Source organism: Acaryochloris sp. 'Moss Beach', assembly GCF_021497025.1.
Classification (GTDB): Bacteria; Cyanobacteriota; Cyanobacteriia; order Thermosynechococcales; family Thermosynechococcaceae; genus Acaryochloris; species Acaryochloris marina_A.
The window spans coordinates 1,779,998-1,803,339 of the sequence record NZ_CP071717.1 but is presented as its reverse complement, the minus strand read 5'-3'; the positions used below and the strand labels follow the sequence as shown (position 1 = coordinate 1,803,339).

The 23,342-nt window shown below is 48.1% G+C and carries 24 protein-coding genes; 14 read left to right on the top strand and 10 right to left on the bottom strand.

What is annotated here, in order from left to right:
* Positions 1-277 precede the first annotated feature (277 nt).
* The 8 genes from HRE53_RS08400 (at position 278) to HRE53_RS08365 (ending at position 9,959) form a co-directional block, all read left to right on the top strand.
* Positions 278-1,357, top strand: a complete 1,080-nt coding sequence (locus tag HRE53_RS08400) for a cytochrome-c peroxidase (RefSeq protein WP_235109970.1) — start codon at positions 278-280, stop codon at positions 1,355-1,357.
* 69 nt (positions 1,358-1,426) lie between these two features.
* Positions 1,427-3,181 carry an ABC transporter substrate-binding protein gene (locus HRE53_RS08395; RefSeq protein ID WP_235109969.1) on the top strand — a complete coding sequence of 585 codons (1,755 nt, stop codon included), beginning with the start codon at positions 1,427-1,429 and terminating at the stop codon, positions 3,179-3,181.
* A 130-nt stretch (positions 3,182-3,311) separates the two neighbouring features.
* Entirely contained in the window at positions 3,312-3,632 is a 321-nt protein-coding gene (locus HRE53_RS08390; protein ID WP_235109968.1) for a hypothetical protein, read from the top strand.
* A 135-nt stretch (positions 3,633-3,767) separates the two neighbouring features.
* Entirely contained in the window at positions 3,768-5,051 is a 1,284-nt protein-coding gene (locus HRE53_RS08385) for a S41 family peptidase (RefSeq protein ID WP_315876434.1), read from the top strand.
* A gap of 227 nt (positions 5,052-5,278) precedes the next feature.
* Complete coding sequence (locus tag HRE53_RS08380; RefSeq protein ID WP_235109964.1) at positions 5,279-6,043, top strand: SIMPL domain-containing protein; 765 nt, start codon at positions 5,279-5,281, stop codon at positions 6,041-6,043.
* A 196-nt stretch (positions 6,044-6,239) separates the two neighbouring features.
* Entirely contained in the window at positions 6,240-8,102 is a 1,863-nt protein-coding gene (locus HRE53_RS08375) for an ABC transporter substrate-binding protein (protein ID WP_235111070.1), read from the top strand.
* Positions 8,102-9,034 (top strand): ABC transporter permease, encoded by a 933-nt coding sequence (locus HRE53_RS08370; protein ID WP_212663030.1) that lies wholly within the window; start codon positions 8,102-8,104, stop codon positions 9,032-9,034. Before HRE53_RS08375 ends, HRE53_RS08370 begins: the two co-directional genes overlap by 1 nt.
* Positions 9,035-9,041: 7 nt before the next feature.
* Positions 9,042-9,959, top strand: a complete 918-nt coding sequence (locus HRE53_RS08365) for an ABC transporter permease (RefSeq protein WP_212663029.1) — start codon at positions 9,042-9,044, stop codon at positions 9,957-9,959.
* 28 nt (positions 9,960-9,987) lie between these two features.
* On the opposite strand, the gene HRE53_RS08360 is transcribed toward HRE53_RS08365, so the two are convergent.
* Together HRE53_RS08360 and HRE53_RS08355 are read right to left on the bottom strand one after the other, a co-directional pair.
* Positions 9,988-10,479 (bottom strand): DUF1772 domain-containing protein, encoded by a 492-nt coding sequence (locus HRE53_RS08360; protein WP_235109962.1) that lies wholly within the window; start codon positions 10,477-10,479, stop codon positions 9,988-9,990.
* A gap of 47 nt (positions 10,480-10,526) precedes the next feature.
* Positions 10,527-11,150 carry an NAD(P)-dependent oxidoreductase gene (locus HRE53_RS08355; protein ID WP_235109960.1) on the bottom strand — a complete coding sequence of 208 codons (624 nt, stop codon included), beginning with the start codon at positions 11,148-11,150 and terminating at the stop codon, positions 10,527-10,529.
* Between the two features lie 277 nt (positions 11,151-11,427).
* On the opposite strand from HRE53_RS08355, the gene HRE53_RS08350 reads away from it, so the two are divergent.
* Positions 11,428-12,186 (top strand): hypothetical protein, encoded by a 759-nt coding sequence (locus HRE53_RS08350; RefSeq protein ID WP_235109959.1) that lies wholly within the window; start codon positions 11,428-11,430, stop codon positions 12,184-12,186.
* 95 nt (positions 12,187-12,281) lie between these two features.
* The gene (locus HRE53_RS08345) at positions 12,282-13,151 is read left to right on the top strand and encodes a helix-turn-helix domain-containing protein (protein WP_235109958.1); all 870 of its coding nucleotides are present in this window, start codon (positions 12,282-12,284) and stop codon (positions 13,149-13,151) included.
* Positions 13,152-13,620: 469 nt separating this feature from the next.
* Here the strand turns inward: HRE53_RS08345 and HRE53_RS08340 are convergent, their stop codons facing one another.
* The 5 genes from HRE53_RS08340 to HRE53_RS08320 form a co-directional block, all read right to left on the bottom strand.
* Complete coding sequence (locus tag HRE53_RS08340; protein ID WP_212663025.1) at positions 13,621-14,154, bottom strand: hypothetical protein; 534 nt, start codon at positions 14,152-14,154, stop codon at positions 13,621-13,623.
* A 3-nt stretch (positions 14,155-14,157) separates the two neighbouring features.
* A complete protein-coding gene (sppA, locus tag HRE53_RS08335) occupies positions 14,158-15,105 on the bottom strand; it encodes a signal peptide peptidase SppA (protein ID WP_212663024.1) in 948 nt (315 codons plus the stop codon).
* 250 nt (positions 15,106-15,355) lie between these two features.
* Positions 15,356-16,630: a serine--tRNA ligase gene (gene serS, locus HRE53_RS08330; RefSeq protein WP_235109957.1), complete on the bottom strand. Its 1,275-nt coding sequence runs from the start codon at positions 16,628-16,630 to the stop codon at positions 15,356-15,358.
* 172 nt (positions 16,631-16,802) lie between these two features.
* The gene (locus tag HRE53_RS08325) at positions 16,803-17,321 is read right to left on the bottom strand and encodes an isopentenyl transferase family protein (protein WP_235109956.1); all 519 of its coding nucleotides are present in this window, start codon (positions 17,319-17,321) and stop codon (positions 16,803-16,805) included.
* Positions 17,269-17,580: a hypothetical protein gene (locus tag HRE53_RS08320; RefSeq protein ID WP_235109954.1), complete on the bottom strand. Its 312-nt coding sequence runs from the start codon at positions 17,578-17,580 to the stop codon at positions 17,269-17,271. The genes HRE53_RS08325 and HRE53_RS08320 overlap by 53 nt, the downstream gene beginning before the upstream one ends.
* A 40-nt stretch (positions 17,581-17,620) precedes the next feature.
* Between HRE53_RS08320 and HRE53_RS08315 the strand changes: the two genes are divergently transcribed.
* From HRE53_RS08315 to HRE53_RS08300, 4 genes are all read left to right on the top strand, one after another.
* On the top strand, positions 17,621-18,073 hold the full coding sequence (locus HRE53_RS08315) for a GNAT family N-acetyltransferase (protein ID WP_235109953.1): 453 nt from the start codon (positions 17,621-17,623) through the stop codon (positions 18,071-18,073).
* Between the two features lie 82 nt (positions 18,074-18,155).
* Positions 18,156-18,503 (top strand): tetratricopeptide repeat protein, encoded by a 348-nt coding sequence (locus tag HRE53_RS08310; protein ID WP_235109952.1) that lies wholly within the window; start codon positions 18,156-18,158, stop codon positions 18,501-18,503.
* Positions 18,504-18,609: 106 nt separating this feature from the next.
* On the top strand, positions 18,610-19,266 hold the full coding sequence (locus tag HRE53_RS08305; protein WP_235109951.1) for a DUF4291 domain-containing protein: 657 nt from the start codon (positions 18,610-18,612) through the stop codon (positions 19,264-19,266).
* A gap of 53 nt (positions 19,267-19,319) precedes the next feature.
* Complete coding sequence (locus tag HRE53_RS08300) at positions 19,320-20,642, top strand: homoserine dehydrogenase (RefSeq protein WP_235109950.1); 1,323 nt, start codon at positions 19,320-19,322, stop codon at positions 20,640-20,642.
* A gap of 4 nt (positions 20,643-20,646) precedes the next feature.
* On the opposite strand, the gene HRE53_RS08295 is transcribed toward HRE53_RS08300, so the two are convergent.
* The 3 genes from HRE53_RS08295 to HRE53_RS08285 form a co-directional block, all read right to left on the bottom strand.
* Complete coding sequence (locus tag HRE53_RS08295; RefSeq protein ID WP_235109949.1) at positions 20,647-21,636, bottom strand: glycosyltransferase family 4 protein; 990 nt, start codon at positions 21,634-21,636, stop codon at positions 20,647-20,649.
* Between the two features lie 52 nt (positions 21,637-21,688).
* On the bottom strand, positions 21,689-22,651 hold the full coding sequence (locus tag HRE53_RS08290; RefSeq protein WP_235109948.1) for an SDR family oxidoreductase: 963 nt from the start codon (positions 22,649-22,651) through the stop codon (positions 21,689-21,691).
* A 147-nt stretch (positions 22,652-22,798) separates the two neighbouring features.
* Positions 22,799-23,254 carry a hypothetical protein gene (locus HRE53_RS08285; protein ID WP_235109946.1) on the bottom strand — a complete coding sequence of 152 codons (456 nt, stop codon included), beginning with the start codon at positions 23,252-23,254 and terminating at the stop codon, positions 22,799-22,801.
* Between the last annotated feature and the right edge of the window lie 88 nt (positions 23,255-23,342).

The following is a 23,342-nucleotide window of genomic DNA, read 5'->3' as shown; positions in this document are numbered from 1 at the left end:
GGCAGCCTTACGAGAAAAATCTCTCAGGATAGCTTTCCCCTATGGGCGATAATCCCCTTAAGGATCTGCCCATAGATGACATCTCCATTGATATTGAAGGGTTAATGATTGAGTTCAACCTTTTCTTGCGAACTTCGAAGCTATGTATGGTTTTGTGCCAAAACGTCATGGAGCCATCACGTTTTCTTACGGGTCGTCATTCACTTTTGGCTAACTCATAAAATTTGGGTGGAGTGCAGCTTGCGCCCATAGAGTTTTCTAAGAGGAGAGGTGGCCCATGACTTTGCAATGGCATCACGGAACCCGCGATAAGATTCAGCGGTTGATTGTGTTTTGGGTAGTATTGGCAGCGACTTTGTTGATGTTGCTCTGCGTTTCGGATGTTGCGATTGCCGATGAAGTCCCCAACCTCGCCTTATTTGGTCCGCCCTTACCCGAGAATTTCTATCCCCAACAGCAGCCTGCCGATCCTGAGCTAGTAGCCTTAGGCCGGAGCCTCTACTTTGAAAAGCGCCTCAGCAAAAATCAGGATATTTCCTGCAATAGCTGCCATCAGCTCGATCACTATGGCGTTGATAACCAGCCTTTTTCTCCTGGCCACAAGGGACAACTCGGGGGACGTAATTCTCCCTCGGTGTATAACGCTGCTTCCCATGTGGCCCAGTTCTGGGATGGCCGTGCTGCCGATGTCGAAGCTCAAGCCAAAGGCCCCATTCTCAATCCGGTAGAGATGGCGATGCCTTCCGAGGCTCAGGTGCTCAAAGTCCTTAATTCTATGCCGGAATATGTAGAAGCCTTTGCGACAGCCTTTCCCCAAGACAAACCGTCCGTTACTTACGATCACCTGGGTCAAGCCGTCGGTGCCTTCGAGCGGGGATTGGTGACGCCTGCCCCCTTTGATCGCTACTTTGCTGGCGACCAAACCGCTCTCAATGCCAAACAAAAACAGGGTCTAACCCTCTTTACGGATGCAGGCTGTGCCCAATGTCATAACGGCACCTATTTGGGCGGTAATACCTATCAAAAAGCCGGTCGAGTTAATCCTTGGCCGAATCAAGATGATCAAGGGCGTTACAAAGTGACTGGAAGTGACGATGACCGGATGCTGTTTAAGGTACCTTCTCTGCGCAATGTAGCTGAGACAGGTCCCTATTTTCATGATGGTTCTGTCAAATCTCTGAAAGCGGCTGTGGTGCAAATGGCTAACACTCAGTTGGGTAAAGATCTTTCCAATGCAGAAGCAGGCGATATAGTTGCCTTTCTAGAGTCTTTGACCGGAGAACCCCCCGCTGAATATATTCAGTCTCCCGTTTTGCCTGTGAGTACGGAGAGTACTCCTGCTGCTGACCCCACTTAAGAGCGGCCTGACACTTTCTAGTAGGCTTGTACGCTACCATCAGACTCAGCGTTAAACGTTAGGAACAGTATGGCTTTTCTGCGTCGGTGGGTGGCTTTGAGTTTGGTATTGGTGGTTGCGATCGCACTCCCTGGCTGTAGCCTCTCCCAATTCAAAACCCAAACGGCACGGGTGCCCCAGTATGTAGATACCCTGCTGAGTGCCCCTAAAACGTTTAATTCTTCCCAAAGTCAAGAAGCCAACAATGTCTTCGGCTTGATTTATGAAGGATTAACGACCCAGAATGGTCTTACAGGCGAGATTGAGCCTGCCCTTGCGGAGTCTTGGGAATTCTCTGCCGATAAACTCACAATTATCTTTACCCTCCGACCTAATCTGAAATGGTCAGATGGGGTTGCTTTAACAGCAGATGATGTTGTTTTTTCCTATAACGATGTCTATCTGAATGAAGCTATTCCTACTGATACTCGCGATGTTCTCAGAATTGGTAAAAGTCGGGCTTTACCCAAGGTCAGAAAACTAGATGACCGGCGAGTCGAGTTCTCCATTCCTGAACCCTTTGCCCCATTTCTGCGGACTGCTGGGGCAATCAATATTTTGCCGGCCCATGCCCTCAAGCAATTGGTGGATACGCTCGATCGCAAAGGCAATCCTCAATTCATTTCTGCTTGGGGGGTCGATACGGACCCCAGGGAAATTATTGTCAATGGGCCTTACCAACTAGAATCCTACGAAACCAATCAGCGAGTCGTGTTTCGACGCAACCCGTTTTACTGGCGCTATCAAATCCCTGGTCGTGCCAACGGAAATATTGAGCGCATTATTTGGAAAATTGTTGAATCTCCCGATACGGCTCTTCTACAATTCCGCTCGGGTGGTTTAGATTCTGTAGGGGTGCGGGCCAGTACGTTTTCGCTCTTGAAGCGAGAAGAAAAGGCTGGTAACTTCACCATCTATGAAGGGGGGCCTGATTTTGGCACGACCTTTATTCTCTTTAACCTCAATCGAGGACGCAGAAACAACAAGCCTCTGGTCAACCCTATGAAGTCGCGATGGTTTAATAACGTCAAATTTCGCCAAGCCGTTGCCTATGCCATTGATCGAGAGCGAATGCTGGCTAATACCTATCAAGGACTAGGTTTACCCCAGAATTCGTCGATATCGGTTCAAAGTCCTTATTACCTATCTCCTGAAGAAGGCCTGAAGGTTTATAACTATGATTTGGAGAAATCCAGGCAACTTCTGAAAGATGCTGGGTTTACTACCAAAAATAAAGGACAACTCTTTGATGACAAGGATAACCCAGTTCGTTTTACGCTGATGGCCCCGGCAGGCAGTACATTAGGAGCCCAAATCAAGCAAGATTTATCGAAAGTCGGCATAAAAGTGGACTATACCCCCATTGCTTTCAATACGATGGTTGATAAATTGAGTGACTCATTAGATTGGGACTGCGCTTTGTTGGGGTTAACGGGTGGTTTAGAACCCAATACGGGTGCGAATGTCTGGTCTCCAGAAGGGGGCCTACATATGTTTAATCAAAAACCCCAGCCCCCTAGTGAGCCGATCCAAGGATTTACGGTTAGCGACTGGGAACAGGAGATTGACGATCTCTATATTCAAGGTGCTCAAGAGATCGATGAGGCTAAGCGAAAAGCGATTTATGCAAAGACCCAACAGATTGCCCAGGAGTATTTGCCGTTTATTTATCTGATTAATCCGCTGGCTCTAGCAGCAGTCCGTAATGACTTTGAGGGCACTCAATATACGGCTTTAGGCAAAGTAACTTGGAATATTCATGATATCCGAGAGGTAAGAGAGTGACCTCTGATGAAGTCATAAGGCAGAGGTGGTCAGACCAAAATGAGAAGATTTGCAGTGGCCTGAACTGCTAAAGACGTGATCAAGGTTGCTATTTATTTCACTCGCTACACTAGTGGCAGAGGTCAGTTCAATGACAGCCCTTTGCCACCATAGATCCCTGAGCGTATTTTTGACGGCTGCTTTTATCCTGAGCTTGTCACCCTCTCTACTGGCCCAAACGCCTATTTATTCTCAACCATATCGACAGCAGCGGCCTCTTCTTCAGCAAAGGCTTCCGCAACAACAGCGCTTTCAACAGCCGTTAGACTTTCATCGACAGCTCCGTCTTCATCAGCATCGGCATATCGATGAATTGCTAAGGCAGCGACAGCAGGAGTTTAGGCAGCAACGGCAGCAACGCCGTGACTTGAAGCGCAGGCAATTCTTACCGCAGAGACAGATGGAACATTAGCCTAGAACGTTTTGCGTATCAGGGATGCAGAGCTATCACTTGGATCAGATTATTCAGCCCTGTTGATTGTTCTCATACAAGGATGGTCTTAGATATCAGACTTAGCAACGCAGCTTATTGCAGGTTAGACACAAGATGAAGACTGTGATCAGAAAACTGAAGCGCTCTAAAAGCTATCTACTGAGTTTCTTAATCGCAATAGGGATTGGCCTGGTACTTTGGCTCTCACAGGGGTCAATGTCTTCTGTGTCCTCTGCTCAGCCCAGCTTACTGGATGCAGTTTGGAACACCGTCAATGAAAACTTTTATGACCCAGAATTCAATGGCTTAGACTGGGACGCCTTGAAATCGCAATACCAGCCGCAGGTAGCACAGGCATCGTCTCGGGCCGAAAAGGCTGAGGTGATCAACGAGATGCTGGATCAGTTGCAGACGTCTCATACCCATCTATTTACTGCCGATGAACCCGCCTACTACCAGCTATTGGGTATTTTTTATCCCCGCATTAGAGAATTACGCACTCAGCTCCAATCTACGTTTCCGCAGGGAAAAATTCAGTATGAAGGCATTGGGATTGTCACGCAGCCGATCCAAGGTGAACCGTTTATTAAAGCAATCTTCGAGGGGAGTCCTGCAGCAAAGGCAGGGCTGAAAGTGGGAGACCAGATTCTTCGTGTGGCAGGACAGCCTTTTCATCCGCTGGAATCGTTTCAAGGCCAAGCAAACCAGCCGATTAAGGTGCGGATCCAACGGACTTCAGAGCCTAGCAGTCAGAAAGCCATTACCGTAATCCCCAAGCGCTTCGACAGCACCACGATGTTTGTCGAGGCTATCACTGATAGTGTGCAGATGGTTGAAGCGGATGGGAAAAAGATTGGTTATATCCACATGTGGTCCTATGCCGGAGATCAGTATCAGCAAGAGTTAGAAGACGAAGTTCTCTATGGTCGTTTGAAAAAAGCCGATGCTCTGGTACTGGATTTAAGAGATGGGTGGGGCGGTGATCCGCTGACGGCACTGCAATTATTTACCGCTAGAGGTCCCAGTTTGACCAGTATTGGTAGAAATGGGGTGGCGTCTACCTTCCAGGGGCAGTGGGACAAGCCAGTCGTTATGCTCATTAATGAAGGCAGCCGCAGCGCCAAGGAAATCCTGGCCTATGGTTTTCAGCAATATGATATTGGCCCCGTAGTCGGTAGTTCGACAGCGGGGGCAGTGGTAGCTGGCCGCCCTTTTCTGATGCCCGATCAAAGCTTGCTATATGTTGCGGTGAAAGATGTTTATGTTGATAAAACCGTTCGCTTAGAAGGAGTTGGCGTAACCCCTGATGTGGTTGTTCCTTTATCCATCCCCTATGCTCAGGGCAAAGATCCACAAAAAGACCGTGCGATCGCAATGGCGAGACAGGCCATCAATTAGTATCGCCACAATTGTTAACTCACTGTCGTTAGCACTCTGAAATTATCTTGCTCTGGCTATCTGAGCCTCTCAATTCAAGTGTCCAGAGCTATTTGAGGACAGCCTTCTAGGAACCCAAAAAGTATATTAGGAGACAACTAAACTAACAGCTTTGAGGGGATGACAATTGCCCTTAAGCAAAGCCAACAGTGCTGTTCTTATCTCTAAATTACACAACCTAAGACCCTATGAAATCTGATCGTTCTGTTGACCATCAAGGCTATTTCGTCCGCCATTTTGCTTGCTCTGGCCTCTTAGGAGTGACGATTCTGTTAGGGCTATCGGGACCCATTTATGCCCAACCCCAGCCGCCAACGATTTCAGAACGGCAGTATCGTGTGCTGTCAGTCACCGGGCAAGGGGTTGAAAATATTCAGACTACTGAAGCACAGGTGCGCTTGGGTGTGGAGGTTCAAGGCAAAACTGCCGAGGTGGTTCAGCAACAGGTCGCCAGCCGTTCTGCTGCCGTTGTCTCTCTCTTAAAGTCTCGCAAGGTGGACAAGCTGGAAACAACAGGGATTAATCTGAGGCCGAACTACAGCTCCAATAACGGTCAACGGCGACTAGTGGGATATCGAGGGAGCAATGTGGTCAGTTTTCGGGTCGATATTGCATCAGCAGGAGCCTTGATGGACGATGCCGTGAAGGCAGGAGCGTCCCGGATTGATAACGTATCGTTTGTTGCTACAGAAGATGCGATCGCAACGGCCCAAAAACAAGCTTTAACCAAGGCCACTCAGGATGCCCAAGCTCAGGCCAGGGCTGTACTATCTGCGCTCAATCTCTCTCCCCAAGACGTCATTAGTATTCAAATTAACGGTGCTAATGCACCTGTGCCGCCCCCAGTTCCATTTCAGACAACGAGCATGTTGCGAGGAGAAGCCGCGTCTACCCCAGTTGTGGGCGGTGAACAAACGGTAAGGGCCTCGGTCACTCTACACATCAGATACTAAGCCTCGTTTAGCGATAGTTATTCCCGATCGGCATCACTTGATGGCCCATCTGTGATTTGCTATGAGCAGAAAATATTGGGATAGCCCCTGCGATGAGTGGGGGCGGTTTTTGGGCATTGGTGCCACAATACGATCTAAATGAACACTCAGATTTGATCAAACCATAACTTCCCATTAATCTTGTCTCAACGGTTTGATGATTCCCTCTGATGGGTTTGTCGTTTATGTAGCGTTGTCTGAATTTATGGCTGTACAGAGAATTTCAATCTGGCAAAAAGCACCCCAATTAGTTTTGTCTGCCTTACTTATCGCCACAGTGGCAGTGCCCCTTGGGTGTCGCCCACGAGACGGTGTGGGGAATACCGATGTCAAAGTATTGGATTCTTATCGGGGGGATGTCTATAGGAGCCTCGATCCACCTAAACAGTTTGATGCAGCATCTTCCCGAATCATTAGTCATATCTATGACCCTCTCTTGGACTATCACTATCTCAAACGTCCCTATGAGTTAACCCCAAATCTTTTAGAGTCTATGCCTGAGATAGGAGAGGATAAGCTCACCTACACGTTCAAACTTCGCAAAGGTATCAAGTTTCATGATGATCCGTGTTTCTCAGGCGGGAAAGGGCGAGAACTGACAGTAGATGATGTCCTGTTCACGATCAAGCGATTTGCAGACGTGAACGTCAATCCCCAAAGTTATCCAGCACTACTTCAAAATCGAATTAAGGGGCTGGATGAGTTTCGGGAAAAAACCCGTCAACAAAAGGATCTAGATTATGACCAGGAGAGTATTGCTGGTCTAGAAAAGGTCGATGAGTACACCTTTAAGATTGTGATGATTGAGCCTGATCCATTGTTACTCATGTCTTTTGCTACCAATGCATTGTCGATTGTGCCAAAGGAAGCCGTTGAGAAGTATGGCCGTAAATTAGAACATCATGCTGTCGGGACTGGCCCCTTTACCTTGGCTAAAAATCCGCGTAAAGGGGTGATGGTGCTTAAGAAAAATCCCAACTACCATGGCACCTATCCCACTGAAGGAGAGCCGGACGATCAAAGCCAGGGTCTACTCACCAACGCAGGAGAACAGCTCCCTTTTGTTGACGAAGTTCGAATTCCCCTGATCGAAGAAGCACAGCCTCGAATGCTCAAATTTCTGAGTGGAGAGTTGGACTCCATTGGTATTGATCGGGATAATTTCACCAAAATGGCTGAAAAAGTGGGCAATGAGTTTCAGCTAAAGGGTAAGTTTGCTAAGCAATTTAATATTTCCTCCGTTGATGCACTCTCCTCTTTTTACATCACTATTAACTTTAGAGATAAAGTCTTTGGCCAAAATAAGGTGCTACGTCAAGCCTTAGCCTATGCCCTGGATACTCCAGCCTATATTGAGAAAATGGAAAATGGTCGTGGCCATACCCTTAATACCATCGTGCCGCTACCGATTGCGGGGAGTGAGCAGTCCGTTTCGGTCCAATGGTATTCTCACAACTTGCAAAAGGCCAAAGCCAAGTTAAAAGAAGCTGGATATCCAGAGGGAAAAGGACTTCCTCCTGTCGTTATCCTGTATGGATCACAAGATAATATTACCCGTCAGAATCATGAGTTTCTGCGGGCGCAACTGGCTAAATCTGGCATTCAGTTAAAGGGTGAATTTCTATCCTTCTCTGACTATTTAGGTCGTAAGGAAGGAGGCAGTTTTCAGCTAGCCAGTGGGGGGTGGAGAGCCGACTATCCCGATGCCGAGAACTTCTATCAACTCTTCTATGGTCCTAATAAAGCGCCGGGACCCAATGATGGCTCTTACCAAAACCCTGAATTTGATCGACTGTATGAGCAGATGCGACGGATGCCTGCCGGATCAGAGCGTAATCAGATTATTGAAAAGATGGCGTTGTTACTGAAAGCAGATGTTCCAGTGGTCTTTTTGAAAGCACCTATTAGTGTAGGGATGCGCCAGAAATGGCTGCTGAATTCCAAGCCGAACCTGATGTTGGGATCGACTGCTAAATTTCTGGATATTGATACAGAAATGAAGGCTGAAGGACTGAAGTAATGGTTGGGTATATCATTCGCCGCCTCCTCTATATCATTCCCACCATTTTTGGGGTTGCTGTTTTAGTTTTTGTGTTATTCACCGCTGCTGGGGAAGACCCCGTTAGAGTGGCTTTAGGACAACATGCTACACCGCAAGCGATTGCGGATCTAGAAGCGCTTTGGGGATTGGATCAGCCCCTATGGAGGCAGTTCATTAGTTTTCTGGGGCAAATTGTCACCTTTAATTATGGAGAGTCTTACTTTACGGGCGAGGTTTTGAGTGAAGCGTTTGCTAGTGGGGCGTTGGTGTCTCTGAGCTTGACGCTACCGCCTTTTGTTTTTGGTTTGGTATTGAATATTGCGATCGCAATGATGATTGCTTACTACCGAGATACCTGGATTGATCGCTTTTCAACGGCCACAGCGGTGATTTCCATGAGTTTCTCTTACTTGGTTTATATCATTGCCATGCAGTATTTTCTGGCCTATGAGTTTGAGTGGTTTCCCATCAATGGCTATGCGCCAGGATGGGATGCACTTCCTTATCTGGCCTTACCGTGGCTGATTATTATCCTGGTATCCATTGGCCCAGATGTGCGCATCTATAGAACGATCTTTCTGAATGAGATGCAGGCTAATTATGTTCGTACGGCTCGGGCTAAAGGGGTAAGCGAACGCAGTATCCTCTTTATCCATATTCTCAAAAACGCCATGATTCCCATCCTGACTTTTACTATCGTGGCGGTTCCCTTCTTAATATTGGGCTCGTTCTTAATGGAGCGATTTTTTAGTATTCCTGGCTTAGGCGATTTGATGATTACAGCCATTAATAATGGTGATTTCCCCGTACTCAAAGGGATGACGATGTATATCACGATGACCTATGCACTGTTTAATCTTCTGACGGATTTGCTCATTGCTGCGGTGGATCCGCGCGTCAAACTACATTGAGGAACCCATGCCCCGTTTTAATAACCTCTATTGGGACGCTGCCCAAAAGCTGAGTCGTCAAAAGTTAGTCGTCATCTGCTTGGGGATTATTGCTGTTTATATTTTTGTGGCTTTACTAGGTATCTTAAATCTGCTGCCCGATTACCAAACTCGGGTAGCGACAGGATACGAAGCTCCTTCTCTAGGCCTCGCAAAACTGTTGGGCACGGATATATTTGGTCGCTCAGTCCTATATAAAATTCTAGCTGGAACCAAAACGGCGATGCTGATTGGCATCTTGGTGACCAGTATCTCTGTTCCCCTTGGAGTGACGTTAGGAGCCGTTGCTGGATATTACGGTGGTTTAGTGGATGTGGGTATTGTTTGGCTCTACACCGTCATCAGTTCTGTGCCTTATATTTTGATGGTGATTGCTATCTCTTATGTGATTGGCAAGGGTCTAGTTGCTATTTGTCTGGCAATGGGGCTACTCGGTTGGGTCGGTCTGTGTCGCCTGATTCGGAGTGAGGTCCTCAAAAACCGCAATCTTGAATATGTAGCTGCAGCACGAGTCATTGGTGCCAACGACCTGCAGATCATTTTTAGGCATATTCTGCCCAACGTTGTACATTTAGCGATTATCAGTGCCTCTCTCCAAATTCTTGGGGCAATCAAATCAGAAGTGATTCTGACCTTTTTGGGCGTAGGTATTCAAGATGGAGCCAGTTGGGGGTCTATGATTTCGGATGCAACCGGGGAATTAGTTCAGGGGATCTGGTGGCCCTTGGCGGGGGTTGTATTTACTATGTTCTTGATTATTTATGCCTTAAATGTTGTCAGTGATGCCTTGCGAGATGCATTAGATCCAAAATTGCGAGGGTCGACTGAGGTGGTAGAAGAAGATTCTCAATTGGGTGCCAAAGAAGCTGCAGTTCAGAAGGCTTAATAGCGCTTTTTAAGCCATATCTGAGCATTTATAACTGGGGTGCTCTCAGGGCGAGGGTTAGTGATGCTGTTGCAGCTAGAGCAGCAGCAGTGCGGATATGATTCCAGAATGTCCATTGGGTCAGGTAGTGGTTCCAAAGACCAACTGCATCAGGGCTATTGGGTTGAACAATCGCTAGGGCATCGTTCATTGGCACGTTAAACCGCATGGTGACGAATAGGGTGCCGATTAGATAGAACAGGCTCCCCATGAGGAGGTAGATAGACCCCGACTGTTGCCATTGAAACAATGAGGAAATGGCAAGACCCAGACAAGTTACAGCCGTTCCAAGAAACGCGATCATAAACCAAGGATTAATCACTGTGATATTGATGGCCTGCATGACCGCAATGCCTTCAGCGGGTGGGCGTTGCCCCAGAGCCAGCATCACAAAGGTGGAGAAGGCAAAGAACATCCCAGCAACCAGTCCACAGCCTAGAATCGAGAACAACTTGATGGAAAAAAGAAGTTGATTTGACATGGTGATTCTCCTACTGAATACATCAATTCGACGAAGATAGACTGTGGTTAATAGGACAAGCCTGGTGTTTGGTGTAAATAGGTAGGGTCTTGCAATTGCTGCAGCATAAAGTCGGCTACATCGGCTCTAGAAATGGTGAGGGTTAGCCTTTGTTGATCGGCTGGAAAGCCATGCAGATAGGCTTCCGTTTGGGGCTCGTCCGTAAATGCTGCAGGGCGGACGATGGTCCAGTCCAAGTTGCTTTGCATGACGTAGGTTTCTTGAGTCACATGATCCGCATAGGCAGGCCGCAATAGCAGCCCAAACATGATGTATTTCCAAAAGAAATCTAGATTGCTTCGGCTATCACCAACCCCTAATGTGGTCTGACAAATCAGACGAGAGATAGAGGCATTCTCCATGGCCTGGACAATATGCCGAGTCCCTTCAGACCGGATTACCCCATTTCGACCTGCTCCCAGAGAACAGAGCACCGCGTCTTGTCCTTGCATGGCCTGCTCAACGGTGGGGAAATCCATCACATCTCCTGGAAATAGCTTGAGATGGGGATTTTGGATATCAAGTTTCTGGGGATTGCGGGCAAGGGCTGTAACGGTGTGTCCCTGGGCTAAGGCTTGTTCAACCACATGGCGACCCACGCTTCCTGTTGCGCCAAAAACGAGTAATTGCATAATGTTGCTCTCCTAAGTCAAGACAGTCTCAGCTTAGGAAAACCCTTTAGATGCCACTATCACCCTCTTGCGACACTGTCACGATCTTGCGGTCAATTTCTAAACGACATTCCATCTACGATTGTCTGGCTATTGCATCGCCATAAATGGGATGCTCAGCAGAATGGCTGAACCAACCGTTTTATACCTGACCTGTATGTGGGATGAATGCAAGAAGGTGAACTGAGGTGTGTCGAGCTAGCATCGAATCAGTATCTGAACTGGCTGTCACCCAAAGATGTCGTCATCAAGACCTGATATTAATCAAGTTCTTCCAACTTATAGACTGCCAAATTTACATCCTGATCTTCAGCCTTATCAATTTGAGGATGAGCTGCACCATCCTTTATTGAACTACGAATGCGGTGTCTATCCAAGGGTCTATGGGCGGATTAACACGATCTATCAATACCGAAAAACAAAAGCTGCAAGCAAGCTGGAGCCGAATTTATGGCAATCTTACTATCCCCATTTAGACGTCACAGAGCGTCTGCACAAATTTATCATTGAAGAAATGGCCAAACCTGATTTTCCAAAGCGAGATCCTGATTTCTTCAAACTTCTGAGCCAAATTTGGACGGATAAAGATACCGAAGCATGGGGGCAATCATCAGGATTTCTTGAACTGCTATTAGGCATTGCGGATGGTATGCCCCTTAGCAAGCATGCTCGCCATATGATGACATCTACGGAACAGGATAAATTGGCGGCATTACCAGACGAATTGACGGTATTCCGTGGTCATGCCCATCCCTTACTTCAAGGCATTTCATGGACGCTTAAGCTCGATGTAGCCCTACTGTTTGCGGTAGGCAATCCACTCCAATCATCCGTTTCTATTGGTACAGTCCAAAAATCAGATGTGATAGCGCTGATTGATCGATGGGATGAGGATGAGCTAATTGTATTGACTAGGGATGTCTATGAGGTTGAAACCCATCCTATTGACGATCGATGGTGCCCGATAGAGCGTACAGCACCCTGGCAGAAATCTTGATGATGGTCCGTGGGATTCTAAATTCTGTAAGCAGTTTCACTTTCTCAGATAGGGTGGAATTGTATAGTTGCAATTAACAGCATGGGTTGAACCTCGTGAAAGCAACCGCATCGCCACAGACTGCTGCCACGGCCTACCTCAATTTGCCAAGCTCAGAGCAAAAGGGGAAGGATATCCATGTCCACCAGTTTCAGAATCCACCGGGAGAAGGTCAGTGCCATTTTGAAGCAGAACATACGCTGTTTATGTCATTGGCACCCCGGCCGCTTCACTATGTCCAATCCCAAGACGGCAACAAATTCACAGGACTGATTCAGAAAGGGGATTTTTCCCTTGCACCCGCTGGCTCTCCGTTTTTCGCCCGGTGGGAAGGGAATGAACATTGTTTAGAAGTGAGGCTTACTGATCGGCTTGTCCGCAGTATTGCCCAGGAAACCCTGAAACAAGATTGCGATCGCATGTCCCTAATCCCTGGCTTTCGGATCCGTGATCCCCAAGTTGAAGCCATCGCCATGATGCTACTGACGGAGTGCCAACAGGGCACGGGCAGTAGACTGTATATCGACTCGTTGGCAAACGTATTGGTGGTGCAGTTGCTCAGGCAGCATGCTACTCTCCAGCCTCATTTACCTGTGTATGAGGGCGGCATTCCCCAGCGTCAGCTTTTACAGGTGCTCGATTTTGTGGATGCCCATTTAGACCAAGATCTCAAGCTAGCTGAGTTAGCTCAATTGCTGGATATGAGCCAATTTCATTTCAGTCGCCTGTTCAAACAGTCCATGGGGCTATCTCCGTTTCAATATTTGCTTCAGCAGCGTGTAGAACGGGCGAAGCAGCTTTTGAAACAAACAAACCAGCCCATTATCGAAATCGCTTTGGAATGCGGCTTCAGTAGCCATAGCCATTTGAGTAAGCAATTTCGACAATTGACGGGCATTACACCGAAAGCTTACCGAGTGGGTTAAAGCATCCGTAGGCTGCTTGGGTACTCGCGGTATATCCACCAGCGAGACCTAGGAGTTCTGTAACCATGAAAAAAGCAGCACAGTTGACGCTGGGCTGCTGTTGGTTAATTTAGGAGGTTTGTTGAAAGTTGCTTGCTGCAAATAAAAGCAATAATTACTGAGGTTTGTTGTGGCGCTTTTCCCCTTGAGCGAGGTAGGTAATTAAACCGAAAGCGGCCAAGAATTCACAGACCATGATGGTCCAAAACATTGTGCTGGTTGGCTCTTGAAACATGATGTAGCCCTGCGTGGTTGTGACTGTTCAAAAGAACTAATTGCTTAATTCCATTGTTTCCAAAATGCTATCAAAATCGCCTGGGTAGATGCACTGAAAAATGCCTGGGATCAGTATCTTTTTATTAAAAAAGAAGCAAATTTCGTTATGAATTATTGCAGTCGATGAAAAAGTGTTGATGTGATTGCATCAACACTACAAGCCCAATACTAAAACGAGGGGCCAGAGAATTAACCCTAACCAAGCCAGCATAGAGCTTACAGCTGTTAAGGCAACCGTCAATAAGGCCTTGCCCCACTTCAGTTGATGGGCTTGGCCAATGGATCGAGTTAGGGTGAGCAAAGTGCCGATCAGGACGACTAGCCCCAGTAACAGACCTAAAAATTGACCTGCAATACCGGGCCACTGCGATGCTGCGATCGCAGGTCCAGATACCATCAACGGCCATAGGCCAAGCAGCACGGCCCGTAAGCTATCTTGGGCCGTGCCTTGTCCCCCTAAGAGTTGAGCAAAAAAGTTAAAGGCGGCGGCTAACCAAAGTCCACCTAATAGACCCGCCACTAAAAACAGCAGGAAGAAAATAATTACCCCCCCAATGCCTGCCCCTACTTTTCCTGCTGCATTCAAGGACAGAATACTGAGGAGTACAAAGCCAATCAGGATCGAGACAGATTGAGTATTGCGGGAAGATTGAGAACCAAAGAACGTTGTAAACAGGGCATCTAGCATCGCTTACTCCATGATCGTCAGCGGAATCTTATGCCAACGGGGCAATTGGGATTCTGAAGAGAGCCATTCCGTCGTTAGCTGGGGGAGTTGTTGATTAGACGTGGATAGAAACGGACCGAAATCCCCAAAGAAACTGCCTTTGCCAAAATCCCGTACCTTCGGTTCACCGGAAATTTTGGCTAGTTCAGCCGTCTTGTTCAACGCATCGTAGTAATTTCCGAGGGAATCCACGAGCTTTTTGTCTTTTGCCTGGGTCCCAGTGTAAATTCGACCATCTGCCAAAGGCTTTAATTTCTCCAGGGACATGCCCCGTCCAGCAACGATGGCATCTAGAAACTGCTTATAGGACTCATCCACCACCGACTGCAGGATTTTTCGCTCTTCTGGCTTAGTTTCCCGAAACGGCGACAAAATATCTTTCAAGGGGCCACTTTTAATCGTGCTGGTTTGGACCCCAATCTTATCGAGGAGAGACGTCACATTTTGGGTTTGCACAATCACCCCAATGGATCCTGTGATCGAAGAGGGATTAGCAACAATATGATCGGCCGCACTGGCAATGTAATATCCCCCTGAGGCGGCAACATCCCCCAAGCTAGCGACAATTTTGATATCCGTTTCTTGACGGGTTCGCATCAGCTCTTCATATACAGCTTGAGAGGCTGCAGCCGTGCCGCCAGGACTGTTAATCCGGAGCAGAATGGCTTTAATTCCATCATCCTCCCTCGCTTTCTTAATATTGCTGATCAACTTATTGGCGTTGGCCCCTTCTCCAGAACTGAAAGGACCGCCAGAGGCTTCATCGCTAATCACACCATAAACATTGATTTGGGCGACATTAGCAGAGCCTTTGGCTTTGCTTTTGTTAATCGATCCGCCTAACCAGTTTCCTAAGGCTGCAATTAAACATAAAGTCACTAACGCTAAGGCTAGGACACGATTCAGACGCATAGAAGATTATTCTCCCTTTACTGAACTTGGGCTAGAAAAGAGACGGCTCAATGGTCAGATACCTGCACTGATCCCCACAGTATTAGAACGACAGTTCTCTCAAATATCTCTAGCAATATTGACTCGTTTGCAGCAGGTCGACATTGAGGTCGCTAACGGCAAACCTCTGACTCAAATAAGAGATTGCTTACAGATAAAGACTCCCCCGTCAGTGTCCCACCTATTGTAGAAGGTCCGTCGCTTCGGCAGTTTACAAGACTTTGCGTTTCAAATAGGGTTGCAAGACCTCTGGCACCTGCACAGATCCATCTGGCTGTTGATAATTTTCGAGCACGGCAGCCATCGTGCGACCGATGGCCAATCCTGAACCATTGAGGGTATGAACGAACTGAGTGCCTTTCTGTCCGGATTCCTTAAAGCGGATATTTCCGCGTCTAGCTTGGAAGTCCTGGAAGTTGGAGCAGCTCGAAATCTCTCGATAACAATCAGCTGAGGGCAGCCACACTTCTAGGTCATAGCATTTAGCTGCAGAGAATCCTAAATCCCCAGTACAGAGCTGTAAGACCCGGTAAGGAAGCTTCAATGCTTCGAGGATGGCAGCTGCATTTTTGACCAGGGCTTCATGTTCGGCAGCAGAGGTACTGGGATGAACCAGCTTGACCAATTCCACCTTATTAAACTGGTGGAGTCGAATCAGTCCCCGAGTATCGCGACCATAGCTCCCCGCTTCCCGGCGAAAACAAGGAGTATAGGCGCAGTGAAAAATAGGCAGATCATCGGCGTTGAGAATCTCATCCCGATAGAGGTTAGTGACGGGGACTTCAGCCGTCGGGCTGAGCCACAAATCATCCTCAGCACATTTGAAGCTTTCTTCGGCAAACTTGGGAAGTTGTCCGGTGGCCGTTAACGAGTCACTGTTGACTAGAACGGGTGGTAACACTTCGATATAGCCCGCTTCCACCTGCTGGTCCAGCATGAACTGAATCAGAGCGCGTTCAAGGGCAGCCCCTGCCCCAATCAGCGTGACAAATCGACTTTGAGCAATTTTGACAGAGCGCTCAAAGTTCAAAATCCCTAGATTTTCGCCAATCTCCCAATGGGCCAGTTTGGCGTTTTTGGGAATGTATTCATCTCCCCACTGCTTCACTTCTACATTGGCGGTTTCGTCTTTACCCACTGGTGTATCGTCACTGGGTAAATTCGGGATCGTCAGCAGCAGCTCCCCAATTTGGGCTTTGAGATCCCGCTCTTTCGGTTCTAGATCGCTGAGGGTTGCTTTGACACTACTGCCTTCCTGCCGTAGGTCTTGGATTTCTGGATCTTTGGGATTGGCCCCCCCTTTCATCCGTTCACCAATGGTTTTGCCAATTTGGTTACTTTGGGCTTGCAGTTGCGATCGCTCGGTTTCTAGTTCGCGCTGTTTTTGATCCAGGTCCAAAATAGCTTGCAAATCATAGTCACCTCGCCGACTGAGGCGTTCTGCAAAGGCTTCAGGATTATCCCTTAGCTGCTTTAAATCAATCACGTCTTAACTATTCCGCTGCGCGATACCGACAATTTAACAGGATATACCGGATACAGGTGTAACGATCAGTTTTGAGAATGGCATGTAGTTTCTAAGCGAGACGAGACAGCTGATTGAGCAATATTGGCTGGCTCGTCTATGCTGGAACCCCATGGCCACTCCCCTGCACGACTTATGAATTGGCCAATGTGGTTAAAAACTGCGAGATATCAGGAACTGATCTGAGGTGATACACCGTTTGAGTCTCCCTGGCTTGGCCCACAAAATCGCGATATCGCGGTGTCAAATACCGATGGCATAGCCACAATGTCCGATAACTATTCAGGCTGCTTTTAAGGATGGGGCTTCCCTCAGGCCAGCCTGAAGGCAGTTGCACAAATCCCGTGATCATCCGTTTGGTCACCCAGGCAAAATGGATATACAACGGCAAATCGAGATAGACCAGGGTGTCTGCAGTCTTGAGTCGTTCCCATAAGGTTTCCATGCAGCCAAAGCCATCGATCACCCAGGCCTCTTCTCGCAGGATCTGATCATGAGTGGCCCGATAAACGGATTGTGATACCTTTTCTCCTCCGGCTTTGTATTGGATTTTGTCTAAGACATAGAGGGGTAACCCCGTTACCTCTGCTAATTGAGCGCTAAGGGTGGATTTCCCTCCACCGGTATTGCCAAAGACGGCGACTTTTTTCATGATTGACCTCCTGAGTTGCCTCAAAGCAGGCCCATAAAAAAACCGCCTTGAGGCGGGTTTCTAAATGATTGAATGCGACGTTGAACCCACCACTGATTAAGGAATGGCGGTAATAATCAATCCGTTGTAGAACGAGCTGTAATTCATCGTCGTTATTATAAAAGTAAGATGCAAAATCTTTTTCACAGGCTAGCACGGCTTCTTTCAATTTGGCTATGACTGATATCCCCTCATCTGGACAGTAGGCCCACGCTACCATTGAGCCAGGCTAAGTTCTTATACTTATGGAGGGATGGGCCATGACAATCGTCATTCGCATTCTTCAACCTGATCAGCTCCATGTCCTAGATTGTGTGGCACCGGATGTTTTTGACTATCAGCTGAACCGGGAATGGAGTGCAGCCTTTCTAGTCGATCCTCGCCATCATCTTGCCGTGGCCTGTGATGGTCAGCGAGTGGTGGGGATGGCCTCAGCAGTAACGTATTTCCATCCTGATAAGCCCATTCAACTCTGGATTAATGAAGTGGGAGTGTCGTCGAGTTATCAAAGACAAGGCATTGGACGGCGGTTGTTGCAGACTCTATTTGCCTTGGGGCAAGAGTTAGGCTGTCAAGAAGCTTGGGTGGGCACTGAGCTTGATAATCAACCGGCTCGGAGGTTGTATCAGTCTGTTGCAGGAAAAGCTGAGGACTTTGTGATGTATTCTTTCAACCTGGCAGAGGGGCTAGATAGGGTATCTTCTGGGGAATAGACTACCTGTAAGGCGTCCCATGGTTCTAAAAATGTACTACAACTATTCCCAAAATCATCGCCAAAGGTAAAGACTCACCACCATGAGCTGCCATTACTGTGCAGAGCGTCCATTGCGTCCAAAACTAGAAGCTGGTCAGTTAGCCTACACTCAACATCAGTATGCCGAAGCCTTTCAGCTACTTTCGCCGCTAGCCTGCCAAGGGAATGTGATTGCCCAATGCCTACTCGGCTCAATGTTTCAGCTGGGTTTAGGGGTTGAGCGAGATAGTGCTACAGCAAAACAATGGTATCAACAAGCAGGCTCGCAAGGCTGTGCATTGTCTTTCCATAATTTGGCTACGATTTACGAGGTAGACGAGCAAAATCCGGCATTGGCTGAATATTACCGTCAGCAAGCTAAGGATATGGGATGTGATCTTATGGAATAAGGGGTTTAATTCCTGGTGCTGAATTGAATGAGATAGATGGACAGTAGGCAATGAATCTGGTTATACTACAATGTAGTATTTTATTTACCTTCCATTTTAATTGGCTATGCCCTTGCGCACCGAACCTTATCTCCATCAAAAAGACCGCTGGCCCCAGAGAGGAAGAGTAATCTTGGCCCAGTACGATACCGATTCAATTGTGGTGTATCAGGCTTATCGACCTGCCATTGGTGATTTTGCAGCCCAATACGGTTACTTTGGTGGTGAGTTTAAGCTTTCGCGGATGACGTGGATAAAGCCCAACTTTTTGTGGATGATGTATCGTTCTGGTTGGGGGGTAAAACCAGGCCAGGAAGTCATTCTTGCGATTCGTCTGCACCGCTCTGCCTTTGACTCGATCTTGGCCCAGGCCGTTCATTCCTCTTTCCAATCTGGACTATATGAGAATCAGGAATCTTGGCAAAAGGCAGTTCAAACCTCTGATGTTCGTTTGCAGTGGGACCCGGACCATCATCCAGCGGGTAATAAGCTGGAGCGGCGAGCGATTCAATTGGGCCTCCGAGGAGAAGCCATTCGCCACTATGCCCAAGAGTGGATTATCGATATTGAAGATATTTCAGACTTCGTGGCAGAGCAGCGGCAGCATGTGGTGTCTGGCAACTACGAAGCCCTCCTAACGCCTGCTGAATCTCCCTATCCCGTTCAAGCTCTGGAGACGTCTCACAGATTGCAAGTCCCGCAAATTTTCCCTACATCTTGTTGAAGACTTGAATCTGAATGTCACAATAAGGTTTGTGATCGAGATGGGGCAGAACCGTGGGTTTCAAAATTGGCTTACTTGGATTAGGAACCGTAGGTACAGGAGTGGGCGAGATCTTTGCGAGTCCCAAAGGCCGACATCCCCTCTTGCAAGAGATTGAAATTGCCAAAGTTGGGGTGCGGTCTTTAGAGAAAGCGCGCAGCTTGAATCTACCTGCTGAGGTGCTCACGACTGACCTGCAAGCCATCGTCAATGACCCTGCCATCGACATTGTGGTTGAAGTTATTGGCGGCCTTGAACCAGCTCGAACCCTTATTCTAGAAGCCATTGCTCAGGGGAAGCATGTGGTTACGGCTAATAAAGCGGTGATTGCCCGCTTTGGCGAAGAAATTTTTCAAGCTGCGACCCAAGCAGGGGTCTACGTCATGATTGAAGCGGCCGTGGCAGGAGGCATTCCGGTGATTCAGCCCCTGAAGGAATCCCTAGGAGCCAATCGCATCCATACCCTAATCGGTATTCTCAACGGCACCACCAACTATATCCTCACCAAGATGCAGCAATCGGGGGCAGCCTTTGATGATGTGCTGGCTGAAGCCCAAGATCTCGGGTATGCCGAAGCTGATCCAACTGCTGACGTCGATGGCTTAGATGCAGGCGATAAAATTGCTATTCTGGCATCCCTAGCCTTTGGAGGACGGATAGATCTTGAGCAGGTCCATCGGGAAGGCATCCGCCAGGTCAGTGCAGCGGATATTAACTATGCCAAGAACTTGGGATTTGTGATCAAACTACTTGCGATCGCAAAAGTGCCTCCAACAACTGCCGAGCTTCCTCCGCCTCAATTAGAAGCCCGAGTTCATCCCACATTGGTCCCCCTCGATCATCCTCTTGCTAATGTGAATGATGTCTTTAACGCTTTGCTGATCGAAGCCGAGCCGTTGGGCCAGGTGATGTTCTTTGGGCCAGGGGCTGGCGCTGGTCCGACTGCCAGTGCTGTGGTTGCCGACTTAATTAATATTGCGGCCTTGCTGAAAACGGGCATTGTGGCGAACGATCCGGAAACCTCTCGTATTCACCCGTTGCTGGCCTGTTCTCATCAGCATTACTGCAATATTGCTCCCATGAATGACTTGGTCACCCGCTTCTATGCTCGATTCTTAACCAAGGATCATCCCGGAGTGATCGGCAAGTTGGGCACCGTCTTTGGTAATCATGGGGTGAGTTTAGAATCTATTGTGCAAACGGGTATCAAAGCTGAGCTGGCAGAAATTGTGGTGGTCACCCACGATGTCCAGGAAGGTAATTTTCATCGAGCTTTAGATGAAATTCGCCAAATGGCAGCTATTGACTCTATTCCCAGTCTGCTGCGTGTTTTGTAGGGATTTAATGGTTGAGGGGTTGCTTACGAGTACTCAGGTATCGCTCAGCAATGAGAATTGAGACGGCAACTCCCAGCAAACTGATCCAGGCCCCCAAGCCACCATAGCCATAGATGAGCAGGGCCAATACCACCGTTAAGCCTACATACAGGGCTGCTACCTTGCCGTGACTCCAACCGGCTTGATTCAGTCGCTGGTACACATGACTCCGATGGGCCTTGAAGATATTCTCACCGCGAAGGGTGCGACAGCACAGGGTGTAAATGGCATCCCCTGTAATTGGTAGAGTAATGGCTAACGCAGCCCAACTTTGCTCGACGGTTCCTGTCTGATTTAACAGGGTAATGGCCATCACCGCTCCTAGAAAGGTGCTGCCCACATCCCCCATAAAGATCTTGGCTGGAGACCAATTCCAATAGAGGAAACCTACCAAGGCCGAAACCAGCAGCCAGAGAACGGGCTCTTGAGACCAAACCGCCATAAAACCTAACTGGACGGCGCTTACCCCACCGACCAATCCATCCATGCCATCCATAAAGTTATAGAAATTGACCAAGGCGGTTAGGCCGATGATTGTGGTTGCGATCGCAACCAAAAAACCAACAGTTCCCAACGACTCTAACCACGGCTGGGGAAAGGCATTGCCCTGCCAGACAATCATGCAGGCGACTAAGAGCTGTACCGCATATCTCAACGTCGACGACAAATTTTTCCAATCATCCATACAGCCAACCCCGACTAAAAAGGTCAAGGGTAACCAGAGGGGATAAGCAAAGGGAATCTGCGGATCATTGAATAAGGTTTGGCTGAGGTAGGCCGATACGGCAAAAGCCAGAATAAATCCTAGCCCCCCTCCTCTAGGAGTCGGTTGAGTATGGGAGCTACGCTCATTGGGGATATCTATCAATATCTGCTTGAGGGTTTTGGTTAAGGCGTAAACCCCAAGGATGCTGAATATGCAGCTGACTATAGAACAAATAACAATAAAGACCATGAATCCTTAGTGAATCCCTTGAGCGCTGATCATTGAGGACGATTGGTGTGAATTACGCTTCGGAAGCGCCATGAGCATACCATTCTGCAGTTTCGAGGAGGCCTTGTTCCATAGAGTAGGGGGGTGTCCAATCTAAAGTCTGGAAAATCTTATCACTATCAACCGCCAATGAGCCCAAAAGACGATCGACCGCATCAGTTTTACCGGTTAGTATGCCCAAGAGTTTGAGCAATATCGGCGGAATGGGGAGCAATCGGGCTGGACGATGCAACGCCTGGGCAATGGCACGAATGAGTTCAGCCGTGGATATCGTAAGCCCATCACTGATCAGAAAGGTTTGATTAAACGCTTTGGGATTGTCCAGGCTGATCACAATGGCCTCGACTAAATTGCCTACGTACACTAGGCTTCGACGATTTTTAATTAAGCCAAAGGGTAAAGGTAATCCCTGATCGACTAGCTTGATCAATCGCTCCATATTGCCGGGATTGCGAGGACCATACACCAATGTCGGGCGCAAAATCGTCCACCGCATCTCGGTGGGTTGCGCAAGGGCCGTCAAGTCCTGCTCTGCCTGCCATTTGCTGCGGCCATAGGGTGAGTCAGGATGACAGGGTGACTCTTCTGTTAAACCGTCATTACTCAAGGTCGTCATCGCTCCAATCGAACTGATGAAGATAAAGTGTTGAACTCCCGCCTTTATTGATTGCTGGACTAGGGTATGAGTTCCCTCAACATTCACCTCCATAAATGCAGCCATCGGATCGGCCACCGTTTCTTGGAGAATATGGGCGCGGGACGCTAGATGAATCACGATATCAACACCCATGAGAGCTTCTTGCCAGTGCGTTAAAGCATTGATATCTCCCACTTGGATTAGGTCTGCACCGGGCAGGAGGGGTGATTTAGGTGGCTTTCTCAGGGCTAGCCTCAGTTTGTAGGGATGCCCCTCTAAGCATGACAATAGATGCCCGCCTACAAATCCAGTTGCCCCTGTGACTAAAACCGTCTTCATGACAAAAAAGCCTGTGCTTGAAGGCTTAGGCCATCATAGTACGGTAAGGTCACCTCAAAGTCTTGGGCTCGTTGGAGTTGGAGATGCTGCGATTGATTGGATAGGAATCCCCCCACTTTGACTGCAAAGTAGAAGCTATGTGTTGTCCTAAGGTTTGCTGGGGCTATTTTTGGGAGATAACGTGGCAGCAGATTCTAATTTCACTACATCTCCAAAGGTATCGGTACGGTAGGTCCATGTCTGCGATCCATTAGAAACTTGCACCTGCCACCCCTCGACTAGGGCCATTGTGCACAACACATCAGGAGTGGCTAATCCTAAACAACCATCTGGCCAGGTGTGTTTTTGGGCTTGAATGATTTGAAAACGCTCTGGGACGTCGCCCGTTTGTTGGGAAATATCTTGCAGAATCGCTTGTTGAATCGAGTCAGGTAAGGGAACTGACTGGGGCTCTGCCTGTATCACCCCTTGTGTAATCCATAAAATATGATGGCCTGATGGGGGAAACACAATCGGATGGGTCGCAAAAGACATCGCCGCCGCAGGAGACAGGCTGGCTAGTCCAATCATCAGGCTGAAGCAGTAGTGGTATAGGGGATGCATGGCATTGCCTACCGCGAAGGTTCACAAATCTTTCAGAACAGTGGGCTTCATTCAGGTGAGATGACTTCAGCTCTATCTGGAGCTGTCT